This is a genomic window from Rhodococcus sp. C3V (assembly GCF_029269915.1).
Lineage (GTDB): Bacteria > Actinomycetota > Actinomycetes > Mycobacteriales > Mycobacteriaceae > Rhodococcus_F > Rhodococcus_F qingshengii.
The window spans coordinates 252,855-274,755 of sequence record NZ_JARJBE010000009.1 but is presented as its reverse complement, the minus strand read 5'-3'; the positions used below and the strand labels follow the sequence as shown (position 1 = coordinate 274,755).

23 protein-coding genes and 2 riboswitches are annotated in these 21,901 nt (G+C 62.2%); of the genes, 9 read left to right on the top strand and 14 right to left on the bottom strand.

The genetic code is table 11. The annotated features are described in order from the left end of the window. Positions 1-13 precede the first annotated feature (13 nt). The 11 genes from P3G66_RS23380 to P3G66_RS23335 all read right to left on the bottom strand — a co-directional run bounded on the left by P3G66_RS23380 (position 14) and on the right by P3G66_RS23335 (position 11,088). Complete coding sequence (locus P3G66_RS23380) at positions 14-1,132, bottom strand: LLM class flavin-dependent oxidoreductase (RefSeq protein WP_058038523.1); 1,119 nt, start codon at positions 1,130-1,132, stop codon at positions 14-16. Next, the gene (locus P3G66_RS23375) at positions 1,119-2,741 is read right to left on the bottom strand and encodes an ABC transporter ATP-binding protein (protein WP_007726839.1); all 1,623 of its coding nucleotides are present in this window, start codon (positions 2,739-2,741) and stop codon (positions 1,119-1,121) included. The genes P3G66_RS23380 and P3G66_RS23375 overlap by 14 nt, the downstream gene beginning before the upstream one ends. Beyond that, on the bottom strand, positions 2,738-3,628 hold the full coding sequence (locus P3G66_RS23370; RefSeq protein WP_007726838.1) for an ABC transporter permease: 891 nt from the start codon (positions 3,626-3,628) through the stop codon (positions 2,738-2,740). The genes P3G66_RS23375 and P3G66_RS23370 overlap by 4 nt, the downstream gene beginning before the upstream one ends. Beyond that, positions 3,621-4,619: an ABC transporter permease gene (locus P3G66_RS23365; protein ID WP_003944382.1), complete on the bottom strand. Its 999-nt coding sequence runs from the start codon at positions 4,617-4,619 to the stop codon at positions 3,621-3,623. Before P3G66_RS23365 ends, P3G66_RS23370 begins: the two co-directional genes overlap by 8 nt. A 2-nt stretch (positions 4,620-4,621) precedes the next feature. Next, positions 4,622-6,259 carry an ABC transporter substrate-binding protein gene (locus P3G66_RS23360; protein ID WP_003944291.1) on the bottom strand — a complete coding sequence of 546 codons (1,638 nt, stop codon included), beginning with the start codon at positions 6,257-6,259 and terminating at the stop codon, positions 4,622-4,624. A gap of 137 nt (positions 6,260-6,396) precedes the next feature. Beyond that, positions 6,397-6,486: a putative leader peptide gene (locus P3G66_RS31975; protein ID WP_310504006.1), complete on the bottom strand. Its 90-nt coding sequence runs from the start codon at positions 6,484-6,486 to the stop codon at positions 6,397-6,399. 8 nt (positions 6,487-6,494) lie between these two features. Then, positions 6,495-6,589, bottom strand: a riboswitch (SAM riboswitch). Positions 6,590-6,606: 17 nt separating this feature from the next. Further along, complete coding sequence (locus P3G66_RS23355) at positions 6,607-7,197, bottom strand: GNAT family N-acetyltransferase (RefSeq protein WP_276117158.1); 591 nt, start codon at positions 7,195-7,197, stop codon at positions 6,607-6,609. 8 nt (positions 7,198-7,205) lie between these two features. After that, positions 7,206-8,315, bottom strand: coding sequence for an FAD-dependent oxidoreductase (locus tag P3G66_RS23350; RefSeq protein WP_276117157.1), 1,110 nt, complete (start codon positions 8,313-8,315; stop codon positions 7,206-7,208). Between the two features lie 10 nt (positions 8,316-8,325). Next, entirely contained in the window at positions 8,326-9,297 is a 972-nt protein-coding gene (locus P3G66_RS23345; RefSeq protein WP_007726832.1) for an ABC transporter substrate-binding protein, read from the bottom strand. 34 nt (positions 9,298-9,331) lie between these two features. Next, positions 9,332-10,090 carry an amino acid ABC transporter ATP-binding protein gene (locus P3G66_RS23340; protein ID WP_269465955.1) on the bottom strand — a complete coding sequence of 253 codons (759 nt, stop codon included), beginning with the start codon at positions 10,088-10,090 and terminating at the stop codon, positions 9,332-9,334. Between the two features lie 23 nt (positions 10,091-10,113). Continuing rightward, positions 10,114-11,088, bottom strand: a complete 975-nt coding sequence (locus P3G66_RS23335) for an amino acid ABC transporter permease (protein ID WP_003944440.1) — start codon at positions 11,086-11,088, stop codon at positions 10,114-10,116. A 195-nt stretch (positions 11,089-11,283) separates the two neighbouring features. Beyond that, a riboswitch (SAM riboswitch) is annotated at positions 11,284-11,378 on the bottom strand. Positions 11,379-11,577: 199 nt separating this feature from the next. Here P3G66_RS23335 and P3G66_RS23330 point away from each other — a divergent pair. From P3G66_RS23330 to P3G66_RS23295, 8 genes are all read left to right on the top strand, one after another. Beyond that, positions 11,578-12,345, top strand: coding sequence for a sulfite exporter TauE/SafE family protein (locus P3G66_RS23330; RefSeq protein ID WP_003944404.1), 768 nt, complete (start codon positions 11,578-11,580; stop codon positions 12,343-12,345). 37 nt (positions 12,346-12,382) lie between these two features. After that, on the top strand, positions 12,383-13,198 hold the full coding sequence (locus P3G66_RS23325) for an HAD-IIA family hydrolase (RefSeq protein ID WP_003944345.1): 816 nt from the start codon (positions 12,383-12,385) through the stop codon (positions 13,196-13,198). A gap of 290 nt (positions 13,199-13,488) precedes the next feature. After that, the gene (locus P3G66_RS23320) at positions 13,489-14,046 is read left to right on the top strand and encodes an alternate-type signal peptide domain-containing protein (RefSeq protein WP_047269467.1); all 558 of its coding nucleotides are present in this window, start codon (positions 13,489-13,491) and stop codon (positions 14,044-14,046) included. A gap of 4 nt (positions 14,047-14,050) precedes the next feature. Continuing rightward, a complete protein-coding gene (locus P3G66_RS23315) occupies positions 14,051-14,617 on the top strand; it encodes a hypothetical protein (RefSeq protein ID WP_276117156.1) in 567 nt (188 codons plus the stop codon). Beyond that, on the top strand, positions 14,614-15,267 hold the full coding sequence (locus P3G66_RS23310) for a signal peptidase I (RefSeq protein WP_276117155.1): 654 nt from the start codon (positions 14,614-14,616) through the stop codon (positions 15,265-15,267). Before P3G66_RS23315 ends, P3G66_RS23310 begins: the two co-directional genes overlap by 4 nt. Further along, a complete protein-coding gene (locus tag P3G66_RS23305) occupies positions 15,251-15,853 on the top strand; it encodes a SipW-dependent-type signal peptide-containing protein (protein ID WP_052959797.1) in 603 nt (200 codons plus the stop codon). Before P3G66_RS23310 ends, P3G66_RS23305 begins: the two co-directional genes overlap by 17 nt. Before the next feature lie 5 nt (positions 15,854-15,858). Continuing rightward, on the top strand, positions 15,859-17,430 hold the full coding sequence (locus tag P3G66_RS23300; protein WP_276117154.1) for a signal peptidase I: 1,572 nt from the start codon (positions 15,859-15,861) through the stop codon (positions 17,428-17,430). Further along, positions 17,430-18,026, top strand: a complete 597-nt coding sequence (locus P3G66_RS23295; protein WP_047269470.1) for an alternate-type signal peptide domain-containing protein — start codon at positions 17,430-17,432, stop codon at positions 18,024-18,026. Before P3G66_RS23300 ends, P3G66_RS23295 begins: the two co-directional genes overlap by 1 nt. Before the next feature lie 43 nt (positions 18,027-18,069). On the opposite strand, the gene P3G66_RS23290 is transcribed toward P3G66_RS23295, so the two are convergent. The 3 genes from P3G66_RS23290 to P3G66_RS23280 are packed head-to-tail and all read right to left on the bottom strand — an operon-like array spanning position 18,070 to position 20,190. Next, positions 18,070-19,293: an O-succinylhomoserine sulfhydrylase gene (locus tag P3G66_RS23290; protein ID WP_276117153.1), complete on the bottom strand. Its 1,224-nt coding sequence runs from the start codon at positions 19,291-19,293 to the stop codon at positions 18,070-18,072. Further along, the gene (locus tag P3G66_RS23285) at positions 19,290-19,718 is read right to left on the bottom strand and encodes a rhodanese-like domain-containing protein (RefSeq protein WP_007726822.1); all 429 of its coding nucleotides are present in this window, start codon (positions 19,716-19,718) and stop codon (positions 19,290-19,292) included. The genes P3G66_RS23290 and P3G66_RS23285 overlap by 4 nt, the downstream gene beginning before the upstream one ends. Positions 19,719-19,764: 46 nt before the next feature. Next, positions 19,765-20,190: a hypothetical protein gene (locus P3G66_RS23280; protein WP_064114298.1), complete on the bottom strand. Its 426-nt coding sequence runs from the start codon at positions 20,188-20,190 to the stop codon at positions 19,765-19,767. A gap of 230 nt (positions 20,191-20,420) precedes the next feature. Here P3G66_RS23280 and P3G66_RS23275 point away from each other — a divergent pair, with 230 nt between their 5' ends. After that, positions 20,421-21,818, top strand: coding sequence for an FAD-dependent oxidoreductase (locus P3G66_RS23275; protein WP_003944405.1), 1,398 nt, complete (start codon positions 20,421-20,423; stop codon positions 21,816-21,818). Positions 21,819-21,901: the final 83 nt, after the last annotated feature.

The following is a 21,901-nucleotide window of genomic DNA, read 5'->3' as shown; positions in this document are numbered from 1 at the left end:
TTCTTTGCTCGCGCTACGCGAACTGATTGACGGGCAACTCGAAACCCAACCGCTCGCGCAGCGTCGGGCCGGTAGTCGGTCGCGGATTGAGAGTCGGCACCACGTCCGCCGCGATCTTCTCCACTGCGGCAGCCAAAGCCAAGGGACGCAGGACAACACCGTCGACCCCGGCCAGCCCACCGATCTCGCGAAGGAGGACAGTCAGGCCGGCACTGTCACCGCGATAGAACAGCGAGTGCGGGGCGTACGGCGCTCCCGCCCATTCCTCGAGTTCCGCCAGAGCGTCGTCGGCGGCTCCGCGATCGGCGCCGAGGAGCACGTCGACGTCGAGGAGAACCCTGACGCTGCGCCCGAGGGCGGCGGCACTCGCGTGGACCAGCTTGGCCGTAGTTTTGGCCTCGGCGAGATCGGTTGCCGAGATCCGAATCAGATCTCCGCGCGCAACCGCGAGTTCGCGTGCCTCCGGCCTGCTCGCGTCGACGGCGATCAGCGGCTGCCCCTGCGGGGAGCGCGGCGTGATGGACGGGCCCTTGACGGAAAAGTTCTTTCCCTCGAAGTCGATGTAGTGCAGCTTGTCCCGATCGATGAATCGTCCGCTCGCAGCGTCCCGTATCTCGGCGTCGTCCTCCCAGCTGTCCCACAGCCGACTGACCACCTCGACAGCCTCGGACGCTTCCTCCCACGCGGACTCAGGACCCTGCACTGTCTTTCGGCCGAACAACGCCGCCTGCTCGGCGGTGTCGGACACCGCGACCTGCCAACCGGCCCGCCCAGCAGACGAGTAGTCGATACTCGCGACGGCCTTGGAAATGTGGAACGGCTCGGTGTGCGTGACTGTCGCAGTGGGGATCAGACCGATGCGCGAGGTCACGGCACTCAGCCGCGCCGCAGTTGCCACCGCCTCCAATCTCCCGCGCACTGCGTGCCGGCCTTCGGATTGCAGTCCGAACGAGTCAGGGAGGAACGCCAGATCCACCCCACCCCGATCCGCGGCGGTCACCAGGTCCACCCAGTACGAGGGCGTGAACAGATCTTCGGCGCGCGAATCCTCGCGTCGCCAGGAGTACGGATGAGCTCCGGTTCCCTCGAATTCGAGGCCGACCAGGAATGCTCCGGAACTACGCTCGGACATGTTCGGCCTTTCGTGTCGAATGATCCCGCCCGGGGATCGCGTCGAGAAGTGTGCGTGTGTACTCGTTTCGGGGATTGTCGAAAATCTCGGTGGTAGTGCCGATTTCGAGCAATCGCCCGGCCTGCATGACGCCGACGACGTCGCTGATCTGGCGAACAACCGCAAGATCGTGGGAGATGAAGAGATAGGTCAGGCCCAGTTCGCGCTGCAACTCGTCGAGTAGCGCCAGAATCTGCGCTTGCACCGAGACGTCGAGAGCGGACACAGGTTCGTCGAGAACGAGCAGGTCCGGCTTCAACGCGAGCGCACGAGCGATCGCCACCCGTTGACGCTGGCCGCCCGAGAGTTCGGCCGGTTTGCGGCTCAGAAACTGCTCGGGAAGTGCAACCTGATCGAGCAACTCTGCCGCACGAGTCTGCTGCTGGCTGCGTCCACCAACCTTGAAGGCCCGCAGCGGCTCCGCAACGATGTCCTGGACGGACAATTTCGGGTCTAGTGATGCATAGGGGTTCTGGTACACGAGCTGGATCTTTCGGCGCAGCTCGCGCAGATCGCTGCCCTTGACCTTCGTGATGTCGTGTCCGTCGAAGGAGATGGTGCCGGCATCCGCCTGCTCCAACCGCACGGCGATGCGCGCCGTGGTCGACTTGCCGGAGCCCGACTCCCCCACCAGCGACACCGTCTGACCCCTCGGAACAGTCAGCGACACTTCGTTCACCGCGGTGATCGAACTCCCGCGTCCGACGTTGAAGTGCTTGGTGATTCCCGTCAGGGTCAGCAGCGGGCTGGTGTCCTGGCGGACCGGGCGAACGACTGGTCCCGAGGACAGGCTCGGCGCAGAGCTCAGAAGTTTCTTCGTGTACTCGTCTCGCGGGTTGTCCAGAATATCTGCGGTGCGGCCGGATTCGACGATCCTGCCGCCCTGCATCACCAGGATCCGGTCCGCGCGGTCTGCGGCCACACCCAGGTCGTGCGTGATCAGGAGCACGGCGGCACCGGATTCGGCAATCCGCTCGTCGAGATGGTCGAGAATGCGCCGTTGAACCGTGACGTCCAGAGCACTGGTCGGCTCGTCGGCGATTACGAGGGCCGGGTTCGCGACAAGCGCGATACCGATCAGAACGCGTTGCCGCATACCGCCGGAGAGCTCGTGCGGGTACTGGCGTGCTCGGATTTCCGGCCGGTCGATACCCGCGCGCTCGAGCACCTCGACGGCGTCCAACCGGGCTTTGCGACGGTCTGCGAGGCCGTGGATCCGGAGGACTTCTGCAACCTGGTCGCCGATCCTCGTCACCGGGTTGAGCGAGGTCGTCGGATCCTGCGGCACCAAACCGATACGCGCGCCGCGGATTCGCTGCCACGCACGGTCGGAATACGAGTCGATCTGTTCACCCTCGAACTCGACGGTCCCGCCGGTGACGTGGCCACTGCCGGCGAGCAGACCCAATATCGCGTGGGCCGTGGTCGACTTACCGGAACCCGATTCCCCGACCACCGCAACTACTTCGCCCCGACCGACGGTGAAGCTCACGCCGGATACCGCGGGCTCGGCGCCGTAGGCGATCTGTAAGTCGGTGACGGAAAGCAACTGTTCCTCGGTCGTGCTCATCGCCGGTTGTTCCTTTCGATCTCGTGGCCGATACGGTGTGCCGAGATGACCACGGCGACAATCGCGAGACCGGGAAGTGTGGTCATCCACCAGGCATTGGCGAGGAAATTACGTCCCTCGGATACCAGCGATCCCCATTCCGGGGTAGGCGGAACGGCGCCGAATCCCAAGAAGCTCAGAGCCGACACCGCCAGTACTGCCTGCCCGAACTCGACAGCGGACAGCGCGACCACCGGCGCGTAGGAGTTGGGAAGCACGTGCCGACGCAGGACACCGAGCCACTGCACACCCGAACTGAACGCGGCCTCGACGTACTGAGCTCCGCGCACCCGCATCACTTCGGCACGCATCACTCGCGCGAAATTGGCGACCATACTGACGCCGACAGCAATGGCGACGTTGATGGTGCCGAAGCCGAGTGCGGTCACCAGTGCCAACGAGAGCAGCAGCGCCGGAATGGACAGCAGCACGTCGACGATGCGCATCAGCACGGCGTCGACGACGCCACCGACAAAGCCCGCGAGCAAACCGATTATCGATCCCGCCACCAATGCGATTCCGACCGCCACCAAGGTTGCGGTCAGGGACAGCGCGGCGCCGTGCACGAACCGTGTGTACAGGTCACGACCGAGATTGTCGGTTCCGAACCAGTGAGCCAGGCTCGGGCCCTGCAGTTTGTCCGCCGGGACACCGGACAACGGATCGCCGCTGGCAAAGAATCCGGGTGCGACGGCAAAGCCGATGGCAAGCAACACGATCAACACCGGAATCACCAAGCCTGGCTTTCGGATCCAGCCGATGGCCGTGGACTTTCGGCGCGAAACAACAGGTGCCTTCGCCTCGACGCTCGGATCGAGGAGTAGGGGTTCGATCAATGTGTCAGACATGAGCCGGCTCCAGATCGGTCGAGCTTTCGGTATTCGACTTTTCGGTGTGACTCTTCTTCGTCTGGATGATCCGTGGATCTATCAAGGGGTAGAAGAGGTCGACCGCGAGGTTGACGAGCACGAACACGAGAGAGGCGAACACAACGACTCCCTGCACCACCGGGATGTCCTGCGCCATCACCGACGTCTGTGTCAGACGGCCGACGCCCGCGCGGGAGAACACCGTTTCCACAACCACCGAGCCCGCCAGCAGCGTGCCGACCAGCACACCGGCAATGGTGAATGCCGGAATGCTCGCCAGTCGCAACGCGTGACGGGTCTGCACGCGCCAACGGCTTGCGCCCTTGGCGTACGCAGTCTCCACGTGCGGCGAACGTAGCGTCGACTGCAGGCTGGTCGTGAGCACCTGCGCGATCACCGCGCCGGTCGGGATCGCCAAGGTGATCGCCGGAAGAATCACCGTTGCGAATCCCTTGTCTCCGAATGCCGGGAAGATGTGCAGACGGAACGAGAAGAGTTGCAGAAGAATCAGGCCCACCCAGAAAGTGGGCACTGCCACACCCAGCGGCGGCAGCGAGAACAACAGATTCGCGAGCCACCGCTTGCGGGTGTAGGTAGCGAAGAACGCGATCGCCACTCCGAACAACACGGCCAGAACCAAAGCGGTGGTTGCCAAGACCAGAGTGCTCGGCAGCGCCGAGAAGATGGCATCCGTCACCGACTGACCGGTGGAGATGGACGTACCGAAATCGCCGCGAAGAGCATTCGTCAGCGACGTCCAGTACTGCACCCACACCGACTGGTCCAAGCCGTACCGTGCCCGAAGCTGATCGAGCGCAGCCTGATCCACTGCAACACCCTGACCGGACGAGTCGGCAGCCATGCTGACGGGATCACTCGGCAGGAGGAACAGAATCACGAACGAGATGGTGAAGGCGGCCCACAGAACCACTGCGGCCTGGCCCAGTCGGGTGAGTACGTATCGAGTCATGATTACTTACCCGACAACCATGCGTCGTAGAACTGCAGGCGCGAGGAGGCTTCGAAGTTCAGGTCCTGCACACTCGATCCGGCGCCGATGGCCTGCGAGAGCTCGATGGTGGGGATGGAGAGTCCACGGTCGAGGATCAATTCCTGTGCGGTGGAAACCAGTTCGCCGCGTTGGCCGTTGTCCGTGGCTGCAAGCTGGTCTGTGAGTACCTTGTCGAGCTCCGGATCTGCGCCGCGACGGTTCAGGTTGCGGCCTTCGGTGCTGAACGATGCCCGCAAGATGTCGGCGTCCGCGCGAGTGCTGTTGTAATACAGCGAATCGTAATCACCCGATACTCCCTTCTCGGTCCATTCACCGTTCGAGACCAGGTTGAGCTGCAGGTCGACGCCGACCTTCTTGAGCTGCTGCTGCACGAGCTCGAGGATGGCCTGGTTACCCGAGAACACCGGACTGAAGGTGACGCTGAAAGTGAGCTTCTGCCCGTCCTTCTCGCGGATACCGTCGCTGCCGGTCTTCCAACCAGCCGCGTCGAGGAGTTTCGCCGACTTGTCGGCGTCGTACGTCACGACACTGGATTCGTCGCTGTAGAGCGGAGTGGTGTGAGCCAGCGGGCTCGTGGCCGGGAAGAACGACGGATCCAGAACGGTGTCGACGAGTTCTTGGCGGTTGATCGCGGGAATGATGGCCTGACGAACAGCCTGATCAGCGAGAACGCCGCGACTGACGTTGGGCTGGAAGAAGAAGCTCACACCCGGGTTCGGCCTTGTGAGGATTCGTCCACCCGCGCCCTCGATTTGCGGCGCATCCTGCGGAAGCGCATCGCTGACCGCATCGAGCTGGCCGGAGGCCACGCTGCCCGCCCGCACACCGGATTCGGGAACCACCGTGAAGTCGACGCCGTCGAGGTACGCCTCGCCCTGATGCGCGACCGCATCCGACGCCCAGTTGTATCCCGCACGCTTGGCGATCTTGACGCTCTTGTCCTGCTGCCAGTCGGTGTACACGAACGGTCCGGAGGCGATCACCGCTGCACCGGGGCAGCGCTGCTCGGATGCCAGCGCGGTGGTGGAATCGGCGAGGATTCCGAGCTGTGGCGTCGAAGTTGCTTGCAGGAACTGAACATTGGGTCCGGAGAAATTGATCTTCGCCGTGTGAGCATCTACGACGTCGGTACCGGTGTACGAGGACAGGTAACTCTTCGCCAACGACGCGTTCGGTCCCAGGTTCTTGACCGAGTCGAAGGTCTTCTTCACCGAATCCGCCGTCACCGGTGTGCCGTCACTGAAGGTGGCGTCGTCGCGAAGGACGAACGTGAAGCTAGCGGCGTCGGGGCTGATCTCCCAGCTCTTGGCGAGCCACGGCGTGATCTCTCCGGTGTCGGGATTTTGATCGGTAAGCGAATCCACCACTGTCCGAGTGACATACACGGTCTGGTTACTGCCGGCCTGGGCCGGATCGGCGCACGTCGGCGCCTGCGACAGACCGTAGCGAAGGGTTCCGCCGGACTGGGCGGGGCCTGCGTCGGCAGCACTGTCACTCCCGCTGCTGCAGCCGGCGAGGACGGTGCCGAGAACCGAGACAGCACCGATACCGGCGATTACGGTCGCGCGTTTGCGGGCACCGAATGAGGGCGAAGACACCAAGAACTCCTAAAGAGGCATGCCGAAGAGCGCACCCGTCGCCTGAGACCAAAAAGGCGATCGAGCACGAATCACTTGTGAGAGAGGAGAAAACAGACTTGTCGACGACTCGCCTGAGTGTGAATGACTGACCGAGGTCAGTTGGTACAGAAAGATCCCGCGGTGCGGCACAGGTCTACGTGACGACGCGACCAGGCGGTATCGAAACCGCCTTCGACTGCCTTCATTTCGTGTTCCTCCATCGGTCCTGGCGGTAGCACCCGCACCCGATCACTCGGGGGGTTGCTGCGACTTCAATGAGCCAGGTCTCTCGGTCGCTCTGGATGGTCGTCCGCAAGTGTACGAGGTCAAACCCGGGTGTTGTCAACCCGGTCGGTAGGAATTGCTGCTCGAGTCACATTTTCGAGCACCCGAAGCTGCTTCTCGAACGGGTGGACGCCCACTTCTTCGGGCGAGAGCGAAGCGTCGTAAAGCGGTGTGTATCCACTGGACAGATACAGCGCGACGGCCTCCGGTTGCCGAGGCCCTGTCGTGAGGAACACCCGACTGTATCCGCGAAGTTCGATCTCTCGTTCCAACTCGCGAACGACGGCCTTGCCGAGGCCGCGCTTCCGATGGTCGACCGATGTCCAGATTCTCTTCAGTTCGGCAGTGGTGGAATCGAATTGACGAAACGCACCGCCGGCGATCGGCAGACCGTCGTGGGTGAGCACCAGAAGCGCACCCTGCGGGTAGGCAAATTCTTCTGCCGGATACGTCGTGAGATCCTCGAGCATCGCTTCGTGAGTACCGCCGTAACGCGAACTGTATTCGAGTGCCAACTCCGCGATCAGTGGAGCTGCCAAGGGATCGTCCTGCGATACCGAATAGACCTCTACCGCTCCGACACCCTCGAGCTGTCGAGTTCCGAGCTCCAGTGCCACAACACTTTCCTCCATGAATCTGGTCAACGCTCCCCCAGCCTGAAAACTTCCGGAGCGAGGGTGGTTCCGTCGACGAGGTCCGCCACAAGTTCTCCCAAGGCCGGACCGAACTTGAACCCATGCCCCGAGAACCCCGCCGCCACTGTGACGGCGCCGACTCGGTCGATGACGAAGTTACTGTCCGGCGTGCTCGTGTACAGGCACGTGATCGACTCGACACGGGTGGAATCGACGCCGGGCAACCACGACTCGGCGTACTGGGCCAATCGCTGCTCTCCGTCGACATCAGGGGTGTAGTCACGGGTCTGCGGAGTCACCACCGGCCCGGTCGCGTGTTCGCCGATCTTGATCCCGTCCTCGGAACCGAGCCCGTAGATCCCCGCGGTCTCCAATTCTGCGCCGGTGTGGTGGACGAAACTCGGCCACTCGACTCCGGGATCGAGCGGTGCGAAGTGTGCCGGTTGTTCCTGTGTCGTGCGCAGCGTCGGCAGTACGATCTCGGAGCCGAGACCGCTGTCTGCGATCAGATCTGCAGTCCACGCACCGGCCGCGATCACGACCTGACGAGCTGCGAGCGTTCCACTGTCCGTCACCACGTCCACGCCGTAGGACGCTCGCGCGAGTGCCAACACCCGAACATCGTGACGGACCTCGGCACCGGCAAACACCGCTCCTGCCTTCAGAGCGGTCACTGCGCGGTCCGCGTGCAGCCGGCCTGCGTCGGGGTGATGGAGCACCGTGGTGTCGAATCGCAGCCCCGGCCAACGGGCGGACGCCTCGGCAGGGGTGAGGATCTCACCCTTGATGCCCGCCTCGCGAAGTATCTTCGCCTTGGACTGCACTGCCTGCGGCAGGCCGTGATCAACGGCACCGGTGAGTTCCACGAACCCGATGTCCGTCGTGGTCTCCAACTCCCGCCACAGCGGCAGCGCGCCGGCCGCCAAACCTGTGTACAGGTGATTGTCGTAGGCCTGCCGGTAGATACGCGAAGTACCGTGCGACGCACCGTGCTTGTGACTCGGCCCGAACTGTTCCAACTGAATGACGCTACGTCCGCGTGCCGCGAGCCGCCATGCGGCGGAGGACCCGACGAGTCCTCCGCCGATGACGATCACATCGAGAATCTCACTCATGGACGAGAGCTCACTTGGTCTTCGGAAGGCCGGGCGGGTTGATCAGGGACGTGTCGACGGCTTCGCTGGTGATGTTCCAGCGCTCGAGGATCTGCTGGTACGTGCCGTTCTCGATCGTGTGGTTGATCGCGTCGTTGATCGCCTTGATCAGGCCGTTGTCCTTCTTCACCAGCACCGCGATCTGCCCCTGCAGGGTGTCGCCGGCCCCGGAGAACTCACCGACAACCTCGGTCTCCCCCGACTGCTTGGCGTGGAACTGCGACGACGGGTTCGGGCCGAAGTAGGCGTCGATCCGGCCGGACTGCAGCGGGAGGTAGTAGTCGGTGGTGTTCTGGTAGTAGGAGATGTCGGTAGGCGCCAGGCCGGCCGCGACGTTCTGCTCACTCCACTTGACCAGCAGCGCTTCCTGATTGGTGCCCGAGGAGACGGCGATCTTCTTGCCCGCGACGTCCTTGGGTTCCTTGATGGAGATTCCGGCACCCTTCTTGGCTTCGAAGGCGAGGGTGTCGAGACGGTAGGTCGCGAAGTCGTACTTCTCCTTACGCTCCTCTGTGACAGTCACATTGGAGAGGAAGGCGTCGGCCTCACCGGAGTCGATCCGGACGAAGTTCTGTGCCCAATCTGCTGTCTGCAGGTCGACCTTCAAGCCGAGAACGTCACCGATCAGATAGGCGAAGTCGGTCTCGGAACCGATGAGGGTGGTGTCGTCGTCGGCGTAGAAACGGAGCGGCGGAGCGGAACCGGCACTACCGGTGACGCGCAGCGTGCCACGATCGCGGATGTCCTGAGGTAGCTCGGCGGCGATTGAATCCACCTTGTCGGTGGTGATGCGGTTCTGATCGGCCGTGAGGTTGTAACCCGCAGCAGCGGTGACCTGGGCGCCGTCGGACTCGGCGTCCGCGCTGCTGCATGCAGCGCTGAGCAATCCGACGGTGGCAAGCGCCGAGATCAGAAAAGTCGCGCGACGGGATGTGGAGAACATCAATTTTTCCTTCCGGGAATGAGTCTGGGTCGCGTCAGAGGACGCGGGAGAGAAAGGCTTTGGTCCGTTCGTGGACCGGATTGTCGATCACCTGCGAAGGCGGGCCCTGTTCGACGATGACGCCGCCGTCCATGAAGACCGCAGTGTCCGCCACTTCCCGAGCAAATCCGACCTCGTGTGTGACGATCACCAAGGTGGCGCCGTCACGGGCCAGCTGAGCCAGGACTTCGAGAACCTCGCCCACCAGTTCCGGGTCGAGCGCCGACGTCGGCTCGTCGAAGAGAATGACCGCCGGCCGCAGTGCCAGCGCTCGCGCTATCGCGACGCGCTGTTGCTGGCCACCGGAGAGTTGGCGGGGATACTCGTCCGCCTTGTCCCCCACTCCCACTCGCTCGAGCAGTGCGCGGGCCTCGCGGTACACCTCGTCACGATCACGCTTCTGGGCCGAGAGCGGCGCTTCCACCACGTTTTCCAACGCGGTCAGGTGCGGAAACAGGTTGAAGTTCTGGAACACGAATCCGATGTGCGAACGCTGTTTCAGGATCTCGCGGTCACGCAGTTCGTGGAGCCGATTTCCCTTGCGCCGGTACCCGATCAGTTCTCCGTCGATCCGTACGGTCCCGCGGTCGACCTTCTCGAGGTGATTGAGGGTGCGCAGCAAGGTGGACTTACCGGAACCCGACGGACCGAGAATGACGGTCACTTCGCCCTTGCGAACCAGGAGATCAACGCCGGCAAGTACTTCCAAGGCACCGAAAGACTTGTGAATTCCGCGTGCTTCGACGGCATACACCGTATCTTCGGCCAGTTCTGCGGTCATCGGGTAGCACCTCTCGGAATATCGAGACGCGCATCGCGAATCTCTTCGAACTTCTTGCGCGCCTTCTGTACCGGAGTCAACGGAAGAGCACGAGCGGATCCTCGTGCATAGTGGCGCTCCACGTAGTACTGACCGATCGAGAGCAACGTCGTGAGGATGATGTACCAGATCGTGGCGACCATCAGCAGGGGCACGACTCGTCCGTTGCGGCCGAAGATGACCTGCACCTGGTAGAACAGTTCGGCGATTGCCATGGTGGAGACGATCGACGTTCCCTTGAAGAGTCCGATGACCTCGTTGGCGGCGTTGGGGAGGATCGCCCGCATTGCCTGCGGGAGAACGATCTTGAAGAACTGGCGACTGCGCGGAATACCGAGCGAGTGAGCAGCTTCGATCTGACCGTGATCCACCGAGATGATTCCGGAGCGAATGATCTCGGCCGAGTATGCAGCCTGGTGCAGCGCCAAACCGATGACTGCTGCGGTGAATCCGCCGATCACACCGCTGACCTGGAAGGTGAAGAACTCGGGACCGAAAGGTATTCCGAGAGAAAGCGTCTGGTACAGGTATGTGATGTTGAACCAGAAGAGCAGCTGCACGATGAGTGGAATCGAGCGGAAGGCCCAGATGTAGGTCCAGGCGATCACCTGCAGGACCGGATTCTTCGACAACCGACCGAGCGCCAGGAAGACACCGAGACCGAAACCGAGGATCGTCCCCCACAAGGTCAGTTTGATCGTCATCCACAGCGCGGCGAGCACTGATTTCGCGGTGAAGTACTGCGCGAACGTCGGCCAGTCCCAGCCGGGGTTGACGACGAGCCCGTGGATGAACTGAGCAAGCAGGACCAGCACGACCGCACTGATCACCCAGCGCAGCGGGTGCCAGGTGCGAGCGACGACAAGCTCCGAGTCGGGAAGTTGCGACTCGGACACCGACTTTTCGGGGCGGACATCGGTGGGCGCGCTCACGGCGCGCTACCTGACGGAGTGGACATCACGAATAGACCTTTCGGGGAAATGGGAACGCAGCTGTGTCCTCGAGTTGGTGCGCTCGAGTTGCGAAGACGACGAGAGTTCGGTCAGCGACAGTGACACGAAGCGGTGCGGCACAGATCGATGTGACGTCGCTTGTGCGCAGCGTGCGAAGTGGTACCCATGTGATGCCTTCCATCGGTCCTGGCGGTAGCACCCGCTCCCGATCACTCGGGGGGTTGCTGCGACGTCGACGAGCCAGGTCTCTCGGTCGCTCTGGATGGTGAGCAAAGACTAGACGCGAAATGTCGAGTCGTCAAATGTTGTATTTCCCTGCACTGCAAGGGAAATGAAGGGTCCACGATGTTGAAATCGCATTGATTCCAACGGTGTCCGAAGCCGCGTTCGGCGTGTTGAATGGAGCGTTCGAATGAAGACCGGGACCGCCGTCCGGACTGACTTTTCCTCTGCCGTACCGTCTGCGGAGTGAGTGGACTCGACGCTTTCTTCATCTTGTTGGCCGGTATCGGCGCGGGCGCGATCAACGCCGTGGTCGGCAGTGGAACGCTGATCACGTTTCCCACCCTGGTCGCCTTCGGCATGCCGCCCGTGACCGCAACCATGTCCAACGCGGTCGGGCTCGTCGCCGGCGGAGTTTCGGGTACCTGGGGCTACCGACGTGAGCTGTCCGGACAGTGGGACCGACTGAAGTGGCAGATTCCGGCGTCCCTCGCCGGAGCACTACTCGGTTCGTGGTTGCTCATGCACCTACCCGAGAAACTGTTCGAGACCATCGTTCCGGTGCTCTTGGTCCTCGCTCTCGCGCTCGTCCTCCTCCAACCACGCATCCAGGCGTGGGCCAAGAAGCGTTCCACCGAAGAAACGACGCTGTCCACCAAGAGGCTGATGCTCCTGACCGCCGGCACTTTTGCAGTCGGCATCTACGGCGGATACTTCACTGCCGCGCAGGGCATCCTTCTCATCGGTGTGATGGGTGCCATCCTCCCGGAAACCCTCCAGCGCATGAACGGCGCGAAGAACCTGCTGTCGCTGCTCGTCAACATCGTTGCAGCAGGGATGTACATCACTCTGGCATTCGATCAGATCAATTGGGCAGCAGCCGGTTTGATCGCCGTCGGCTCACTCGGTGGTGGCGTCCTCGGCGCCCGCTACGGACGGCGCCTGTCCCCCACTGCATTGCGCTACACGATTGTCGTCGTCGGCCTGATCGGCCTGTGGCGCCTTCTCGCTTGACCGCCCACATCGGGCGCCACCCGCACATACTGGAGTAATGACCAGTACAGAAGATCAGACCGGTTGGACCTACCTCATGGACATGGACGGGGTTCTCGTCCACGAGGAGCACTTGATACCTGGAGCGGACACGTTCCTGGCAGAGCTGGCGTCGAACGACATCCCGTACATGGTGCTCACCAACAACTCCATCCGCACCCCGCGTGACCTGCGAGCACGCCTGCTCAATTCGGGACTCGACATCCCGGAGAAGTCGATCTGGACGTCAGCGCTCGCAACCGCGACGTTCCTGGCCAACCAGCGGCCAGGCGGCAGCGCCTACGTGGTCGGCGAATCGGGCCTGACCACTGCCCTGCACGACATCGGTTACGTCCTGACGGACAGCGACCCCGACTACGTCGTCCTCGGCGAGACGCGAACGTACTCCTTCGAGGCAATCACCACCGCCATTCGCCTGGTCGAGCGTGGATCGCGGTTCATCGCCACCAACCCGGACGCCACCGGGCCGTCGCGTGACGGCTCGCTGCCGGCCACCGGCTCGGTCGCGGCACTCATCACCAAGGCAACCGGACGCGATCCCTACTACGTCGGCAAGCCCAACGCCTTGATGATGCGCTCAGCCCTGCGGTCCATCGGCGCTCATTCCGCCAATACGTTGATGATCGGCGACCGCATGGACACCGACATCGTCTGTGGCCTCGAAGCCGGACTGCAGACGATTCTGGTGATGACCGGGATCTCGACCCGCGCGTCGGTAGAGCTCTATCCCTACCGCCCGACCATCGTCCTCGAGTCGGTCGCCGATCTTGTGGGAACAACAACCGATCCATTCCGTAGCAACACAAACAATTGATTCAAATTGCAAAACAAAACCGAAACTCGGTAATTAACTGGTAAAAAACAGCAGATTTGCCAAGTTCCGACTCGTCCGCTTTGTCCAACTGAACAAACCAACGGTTTTATTCGCACCAAACTTACAAACGAGTAGTTAGACGCAGGTCAAAGATCATTTCGACACCGAGTGACAGTTGGACTCCAGTCGTAAAATTGATTTTTCGAAAAGTGGTAACGAATCGTTTGCCGTGTCTGATACTCATGTCTGAATGGCCCCATTTCGGGTCCCAGACATGAAATGAGATTTTCATGAAGAAGCAGACCAAGGGTGCGATCGCTGCTGCGGCGGCCGGTGCCCTCCTCCTCGGCGGTGCCGGCTCGCTCGCAGTCTGGAGCGATTCGGCCGACGTCAGTGGCGGCGGGCCCGTCACGTCCGGCGCCCTCGACCTGAGCTCTTGCGCACCGGTCGGTGGCGGGTGGAACTCCCTCAACCCGACGAAGACCGCGATCACCAACATCTCGGCTTACCGAATAGTCACCACCGAGAGCATCGAATACACCTGCGACGTCACTGTGACCGCAGTGGGCGATCGTCTCGCGGCTGTTCTGACCGCTGATACGGCCGGAATCGTTCCGGGTGCGAACAGCGCCGAGCTTGCCGCTGCTGTCGTGCCCGTGACGACAATCAAGGACACTGGTGGCAACCCGATTTCGCAGATCACCAAAGCCCAGAACGGAACGATCGTCCACGTCGGAGTCCGGCTGAACTTCAACGAGGTGGCCAATCAGGTCGCGCAGAACCAGTCGCTGAACTTGTCGGCGATGAAGTTGGTCGTCACTCAGACAGCACTGACACCGGCCCCGTAATTTCATGAGGATAAAGGTCTGGGGAGCGATCGCAGTCGCGGTGGCTGCTGTAGCGGTGTTCGCATCGTCGCAGCAGTCGCTCGCGCTGTGGTCCGATTCGGCGAGCGCGAATGGCGGTACGGCGACAGCCGCCAGCGTCAACCTCACGGTTGGTACATCTGCCGGAACCAGTGCGGCGTACACCCTGGCGAACTTGACGACGGCCGCGACGCCCGTTGTCCCGGGAAACACGGTGCAAGCACCGCTCACCGTCAAGAATTCGGGGGCTGATCCTCTGCAATGGCGAATGCAGTCGACGACCGCATTTACGGGATTCACGTTGACCACGTACGGAGTCGCCAACGAAGGCGCCTGCCCTGCCGGCGTCAACACCGCGGCTCCGGCAGTGACCCCACTGACGTCCGGATCGATGAATGCATCGCTGCAGTACCCGGTTTCACCGGCGTACATGCCGAGTCCGCTGGTCTCAGGCGGTACGTACATTCTGTGCTTGCGACTCACGGTAGGCGTCGGGGCGGTCTCAGGTGCAACAAGCACCACGACCTTGACCTTCCAGGCAGGTCCGGTATGACAAAACACTCCACGAAGCGCACCGATCGCACCGATCGCACCGGCCCACTCTGGTGGATCACCTCTATCGTCAGTTGGACACTGCTGCTGGCAATTTCGGCAGTCATCGTCGCAACCATTGTCGTTCCCTTCTTTGCCGGAGCACAGCGCTTCACGATTCTGACCGGTTCGATGCGCCCGACGTACAACCCTGGATCACTGGTAGTCGTCAAACCTGTCGATCCGTCCGAACTGGGGATCGGTACACCTATTACGTACCAGCTGGAATCGGGTCAGCCGACCGTCGTCACGCACCGGATCATCGCCACAAGTGAAAACCAGAAGGGTGAAAGAACTTTCATCACCCAGGGCGATGCGAACGGTGAGCCTGACGAGAAGGAAGTACGGCCGGTGCAGATCCGGGGAAAGGTCTGGTACAGCCTGCCTTATCTCGGTTACGTGAACACCTGGCTGACGGGAGAGCAGCGCACCGTGATCGTGGTGATCGTAGTGACCGCTCTACTGCTGTACGCGTCGTACATGATGATCAGCGGCATCCGTGACGGCCGGAAGGAGCGAGCTCGAGCCCGATTCGCTCCTGACCCTGCACCTTTCGAGCCCGCAGACTCCGCCCAGATCGAGAAAGGCCAGCACGATGCCCTCGCGCCCTGACCGTCCGGCCCACCGGATTCGTCACCTGTTGACCAGCACGCGTTTTCGCGCGCTGCTCGCACTGGGGATGGTGCTTGGCGTCGGCGGTGTGACCACGCTCGCGGCCTGGACGTCTTCCGCCACGGCAACCTCGGGCAACATCACGACGGGTTCCATCAATCTGCAGTTGAACAGCATTGCCCAGCCCATTCTGACCAGGTCTCTGAATTTCAGTGAGCTTGGCAAGTCCGGAATGATTCCCGGCGATTCGAATACCGCTCTGATCAAGGTCAACAACCTGGGCACAGGGACAACTGTCCCGCTGAAGTACACGATCACGTCTACGAGTAGTGGTGCGTTGACGACCTCTCTACGAATGACGGTTTCCTCCAACGGAACTGTTGCCAACAAGTGCACTGACGGCGCCAACGTTGTGTCCTCGCTCGCGCTGACACTCACCGCGAATCAAGCCATCGGTAGCCCCGACCGCCCACTGGCGGTCGGGGCTACCGAGAATTTATGTGTCTCGGTGCAGCTTCCGACAACACCGACACCGCCGACGAACAGCACGTCGAACATCGTCCTGACCTTCGCGGCAAAGGTGTGATGGCAATGGCCCGACACACGAAAAAACATGCAAAGGCCTCGATGCCGAACCGGGTACGGGAAGTCCTACTCAGTCTGGGAGCCCTCGCAGGCTTGGTATCCATCATCATTTTCATCGCCGGTCTGGCTTTCGGTATCACCCCGCTGATCTTTCGGAGTGGATCGATGTCACCCACGATCGATACCGGTGCTCTCGCATTCGCGCGCACCGTGCCTGCTTCGGAAGTGCTGGTCGGTGACATCGTCAGCGTCTCCGACAGCCAAAACACGCGCATCACCCATCGTGTGGAATCAATAGATCAGCAGGGCAACAACCTTGCCGTCGCACAACTGCGTGGTGATGCAAATCCGATCGCCGATCCCGATCCCTACGTCATCACCGAAGCCGATCGCGTCTTCTTCAGCATCAACCGCCTCGGCTACGTGGCAGTCTGGCTGTCCGGACCGAGTGGGCTTGTGCTTGGTGCGATTGCCGTCGGAGGACTGCTGTACATCGCATTTCGCCCACGAAAAAGACCGGATGAAGGGGAACCCAGCCTGGATCGTCAGGACGCGCACGGCGATTCCCACGCCTTCAAGGCAATCGTCGCATTGGCAACGGTCGGCCTCACTGTTGTCGGTGCGTCCCAGATCGGTGGCACCAAGGCGGGGTACACCGACGAAGCCACGGCAACAAGCATTCAGTTCGGCACTGCTGCAACCTTTCCCACGTCTCCAAGCACAGCCAGTTGCGCAGTGAATTTTGCGGTCGTTGTTCCGGTCGCAGTAACGATCACCTGGCCCGCGACTGTCGGAAGCTCATACCGTCTCATTGCCCGCGATAGCAACGGATCCTTGTTGGGATCGAATGACTACACCGCAACGTCTACTACAGGCTCCATGAGATACGGCTCGGGCGGTACAACAGTCGCGTTCCCGCTCATCGTCGGCACCTACAACATCGAAATCCATGGACTGAGCGGCACGTCGGTCACGCCGTCGTACTCCGGCTACCAATTCAGCATTCTCGTCGGCCTGCTCTACTCGTGTGGCGGTCCGATCAGCGGGACATCTGCTCTCAGTCGATCGGCAGCGCCGGCACTGGCGGCAGACGCTCCGAGCACTCCTACCACGGCCGTCACTTCCACGGCCGTCACTTCCACGACCGCCTCATCCACCACGCCCACCACGACATTGGCGCCGGCTGCGACAACCACCAGCACAACTGCACCGTCGACAACCACCTCGTCACAGACTACAACTTCGCCGCCGCCCACAACGACAACGACAACGGTGCCACCAGCCACGACCACTCCGAGCGAGGTTCCCGTCGACGCCCCGGTGACCACTACCGGTCACAGTGCACAGAAGCTCTCGACTTCCACTGGAACCGTTGTGTCCGTGTCGAATTCATCAGGTACTGAAGTCTATCGAGGTACCGTCGACAGCGACGCTGTCCTGCATTGGCTCACCGGTACCGATCAGCTATACGTAATCACCCCTTCCGGAGTCACCGTCATCGACACGTCAACGGGAGTCTGGGCCGAATCTCCTGCCCCGAGCGAACTGCCGGACGAGATCAAGGCGCTGGTGCCGTGATGAGAAAGACAACGAAAGCTGCCATGGCAGTTGCCGCGGCCGGAGCCGTATTGCTCGGCGGTTCGGGCACATTGGCGAAGTGGACCGACAGTGCGACCCTGACAAGCGCCGCTGTCCAGTCCGGGACCCTGGATCTGGGAGCGTGCGTGACCACGAGCGGCGGGGGCTGGTATTCGCAGGTCTACGTCAACGCGCCCACCAATCCGAATCCACTCGTATATATCCCGGACATCACTACCTACCGGCTCAAGCCCGGATTCAACTACACGTATTTCTGCGATTCGAAGGTGATGGCCACCGGCCCACGTCTGAAAGCGAACGTGACAGTCGACAAGACCAAGTTGAGCGGCGGGCTCGCGGCCGCCAACATCGACCTTCGCACGTACGTCACGGATCAGAGCAACAATCTGCTGTACGACAGCACAGCACCGACGCCGAACCTCATCGCGGTCACGTCGGCCCTGAACAACACCAATCTGACGGCGCAGGTGTTGTTCACGATCTACCCCACCGACACGACAAGCTCAGGTCTCACACTGAATACGACGGCGTTGACGATCGACGTCAAACAACTGGGTCTCACGCCCGCACCGTAGAACGCCTTGCCGTCGGAAGTTCGAGGCAAGGCGCTCCAGCGATTCAGCCGAGTGCTCGCTTCAGATCAGCCAACAGATCAGCCGTGTCTTCGAGACCGACGGACAGACGGACAACGCCGTCTGTAAGACCCACTGCTGCACGGCCTTCCGGACCCATGGCCCGGTGCGTCGTCGTGGCGGGGTGAGTGATCAACGACTTGGAATCTCCCAAGTTGTTGGAGATGTCGATGACGCGCAGACCGTTGAGAACCTCGAACGCCCGCTTCTTGCCCTCTCCGTCAGGCGCATCGAGCTCGAACGTGACAACCGTTCCGCCACCGCTCATCTGAGACTTCGCGAGCTCGTGCTGCGGATGCGACGTCAGGTACGGATACTTGACCCACTTGACGCCGGAGTGTCCTTCGAGGAATTCGGCGATCTCGAGTGCCGAAGCCACGGAGTGCCGAATACGGACCGGCATCGTCTCCAGGCCCTTGAGCAGAGTCCACGCATTGAATGGACTGAGCGCAGGACCGGTGTGCCGCATCAGTTCTCGAACGGGACCGCTGATGTATTCTTCGGTACCGAGGATCGCGCCACCAAGCACGCGGCCCTGACCGTCGATGTGCTTGGTGCCGGAGTACACAACGACGTCGGCGCCCAGATCGAGGCTGCGCTGCAGAAGCGGCGTCGCGAAGACGTTGTCCAGCACTACCTTTGCACCGCCTGCATGAGCAAGCTCCGACACCCGTCGAACGTCGACGAGAGATTGCATCGGGTTGGACGGCGTCTCGAAGAACACTGCCGTGGTAGGCACGGACAGCGCCTCTTCCCACTGCGCGTTGTCTTCACCGTCGACGAAGACGACCTCGACTCCCCAGCGCGGAAGAATCTCGTTGCACACGACGAAGCAGGATCCGAAGAGGCTGCGCGCAGCCACCAATCGGTCGCCGTTGGCCAACAGTGCGCCCAACGCCGTGAAGACTGCCGACATTCCGCTGGCAGTCGCAAAGCAGGCTTCTGCACCTTCGATGAGACGCAGGCGCTCTTCGAACATCTTGACCGTCGGGTTGCCGTAGCGGGAGTAGACAAAATGATCCACCTCGCCGGTGAAGGCTTGTTCGGCGGCTTCTGCACTCTCGTAGACGAATCCGGAGTTGAGGAACAGCGCTTCGGAAGTCTCCTCGAACCCGGTACGCATCAGTCCGCCGCGAACACCGAGAGTGCCGAGACCGACGTCGTCCGGCAGCGCCCGTTGAAATGCGCCACCCTGGGGAATTCCGCTCACTGCTGCCTCCACGGCAAGCCGATGGCCCGCCAACCTACAAGTCCGCGATGTCCGTCGGCACCCAATGCGCCTTCGAACCCGTCGAGCACGTTGTACGACGGGCCGATGCCCGCCGCAGTCGCAGCTTCCGCCGCACCGATGGAACGTTGTCCGGATCGACACAGGAAAATCACCGGACGCTCCGACCCGGAGGAATCAGCAGTGATGCCGGCTTCCTTCAACTGGTCGACGAAGTTGTCATTGCGCGCGCCAGTCGGGTGGCTCACCCATTCGATCAGTGCGGCCTGCTTGCCGAGGGAGGACACATCGGGGACACCGACGTACTTCCACTCCGCATCGGTCCGCACGTCGACCAGCACGGCGTCGGGGTTTTCGCGGAGCAGCTCCCAGGCTTGCTCCGGCGTCAGATCGCCTGCGTAACTCACGTAGTCCATGTTTTCACAAGACTGCCGTGAGCGCCTGAGCGGGCCGTCAGTTGCAGACGACCCAACGGTTGCCGTCACGGGTCAGGGCCCAGGTCGAGACTCGCTCGCCCGCTCCGCCACCGGTGATCGTCACGTCGGCCCGGGCGCGATCGCCGTTGACCGCGACCCCGTCCACACCCTTCAGCTCGACCGTCCCGTCGACGCCGGCCATCGGACCGTTGCTCGAATTGAAGCTCGCGCAGGTCAGGGTCTTGATCGTCGCCGCGTCATTCCGATTCTCGGCATCGACGTAGTCGGTGACGGAGCGGCTCACGCGGTCCGACTCGGTGACGTTCTCCTCGGCCGGCGAGATCCACGATGCGACGAAGATTCCACCCAGGATCAAGGCGACGATGGCGACAGCCAAGAGGAACGGCCCCGCAGACGCCTTCTTGCCATCGATGTTGTCGGATTCGCGCAGCTCGTCACTCATAACGCCAATAGTCCCCCACAACTTGAAATTGTGGCCCGTCAAGGATCAGGCCCCTACCCCGGATACCCGAGACAACAGGAGAATGGGAGGAAAGAATAGGTTTACCCACAACCGATCGAGTGAGAGTGTGGATCCGTTCGGCCGCAACCGAGGCACTGTGCTTAGGTTCGGCTAAATTGGATACTTGTCGATATGTTGTCCGAACTTCGAAGAAGGTAGCTGTCCTCACGATGACTGACTCCAACCGCCCACTCCGGGTCGCGATCGTCGGCGCCGGCCCCGCCGGCATCTACGCCGCCGACGCCCTCATGAAATCCGACACCGCAGTTTCCGGCCGCGGCGTCAGCATCGACCTCTTCGAGCGCATGCCCGCGCCCTTCGGCCTGATTCGTTACGGCGTCGCGCCTGATCATCCGCGCATCAAGGGCATCATCACCGCCCTGCACAAGGTGCTCGACAAGCCTCAGGTACGCCTGCTCGGCAACATCGACTACGGCACCGACATCACCCTCGACGACCTGCAGTCGTTCTACGACGCGGTCATCTTCTCCACCGGCGCCAACGCCGACCGTGCGCTCGGCATCCCGGGCATCGAACTCGACGGCAGCTACGGCGCGGCCGACTTCGTCTCCTGGTACGACGGCCACCCCGACGTACCGCGTACGTGGCCGCTCGAAGCCGAGAAGGTCGCCGTCCTCGGCGTCGGCAACGTTGCCCTCGACATCGCCCGCGTTCTCGCCAAGACCGGCGACGAACTGCTGCCGACCGAGATCCCCGCCAACGTCTACGAGGGCCTCAAGAACAACAAGGCCGTCGAGGTTCACGTCTTCGGACGCCGCGGCCCGGCCCAGGCCAAGTTCACCCCTCTCGAACTGCGCGAACTCGACCACTCGCCGACCATCGAGGTCATCGTCGACCCCGAGGACATCGACTACGACGAGGGTTCCGAGCAGGCTCGCCGCAACTCCAAGCAGGTCGACATGGTTGCGAATACGCTGCAGGACTGGGCAATTCGCGACGTCGGAGCCCGTCCCCACAAGCTGTTCCTGCACTTCTTCGAATCTCCCACGGAGATCCTCGGTGAAGACGGCAAAGTCGTCGGCCTGCGCACCGAGCGCACTCAGCTCGACGGCACCGGCAACGTCAAGGGCACCGGCACGTACAAGGACTGGGATGTCCAGGCCGTGTACCGCGCCGTCGGTTACCTCTCGCAGAACATCACGCAGCTGCCGTTCGACGACCAGGCCGGCACCGTCCCCAACGATGCCGGACGCGTCGTCGCCGACGACAACGCCGAGGGCGCAGCCCGGTTCATGCCGGCCACCTACGTCACCGGCTGGATCAAGCGCGGCCCCGTCGGCCTCATCGGCCACACCAAGGGTGACGCCAACGAAACAGTCGCGAATCTTCTCGAGGACTCCGTCGACTTCGCGGGCGCCGCGAACCCCGACGAGAACGCCGTCATCGAGTTCCTCGAAGGCAAGCAGGTTCCGTACACGACCTGGCAGGGCTGGTACCGCCTCGACGCGCACGAGCGCAGCCTGGGCGAGCCCGAGGGCCGTGAGCGCATCAAGGTCGTCGAGCGTCACGACATGCTGAAGGCATCCGAGCCCGACCGCGCGAACTGAGTGCGCGGAAGTAACTGAACAGAAGCCCTCCACCGGCCCGACGCGACCCAGCTCACATCGGGCCGGTGGTGTGTGCAGGGACC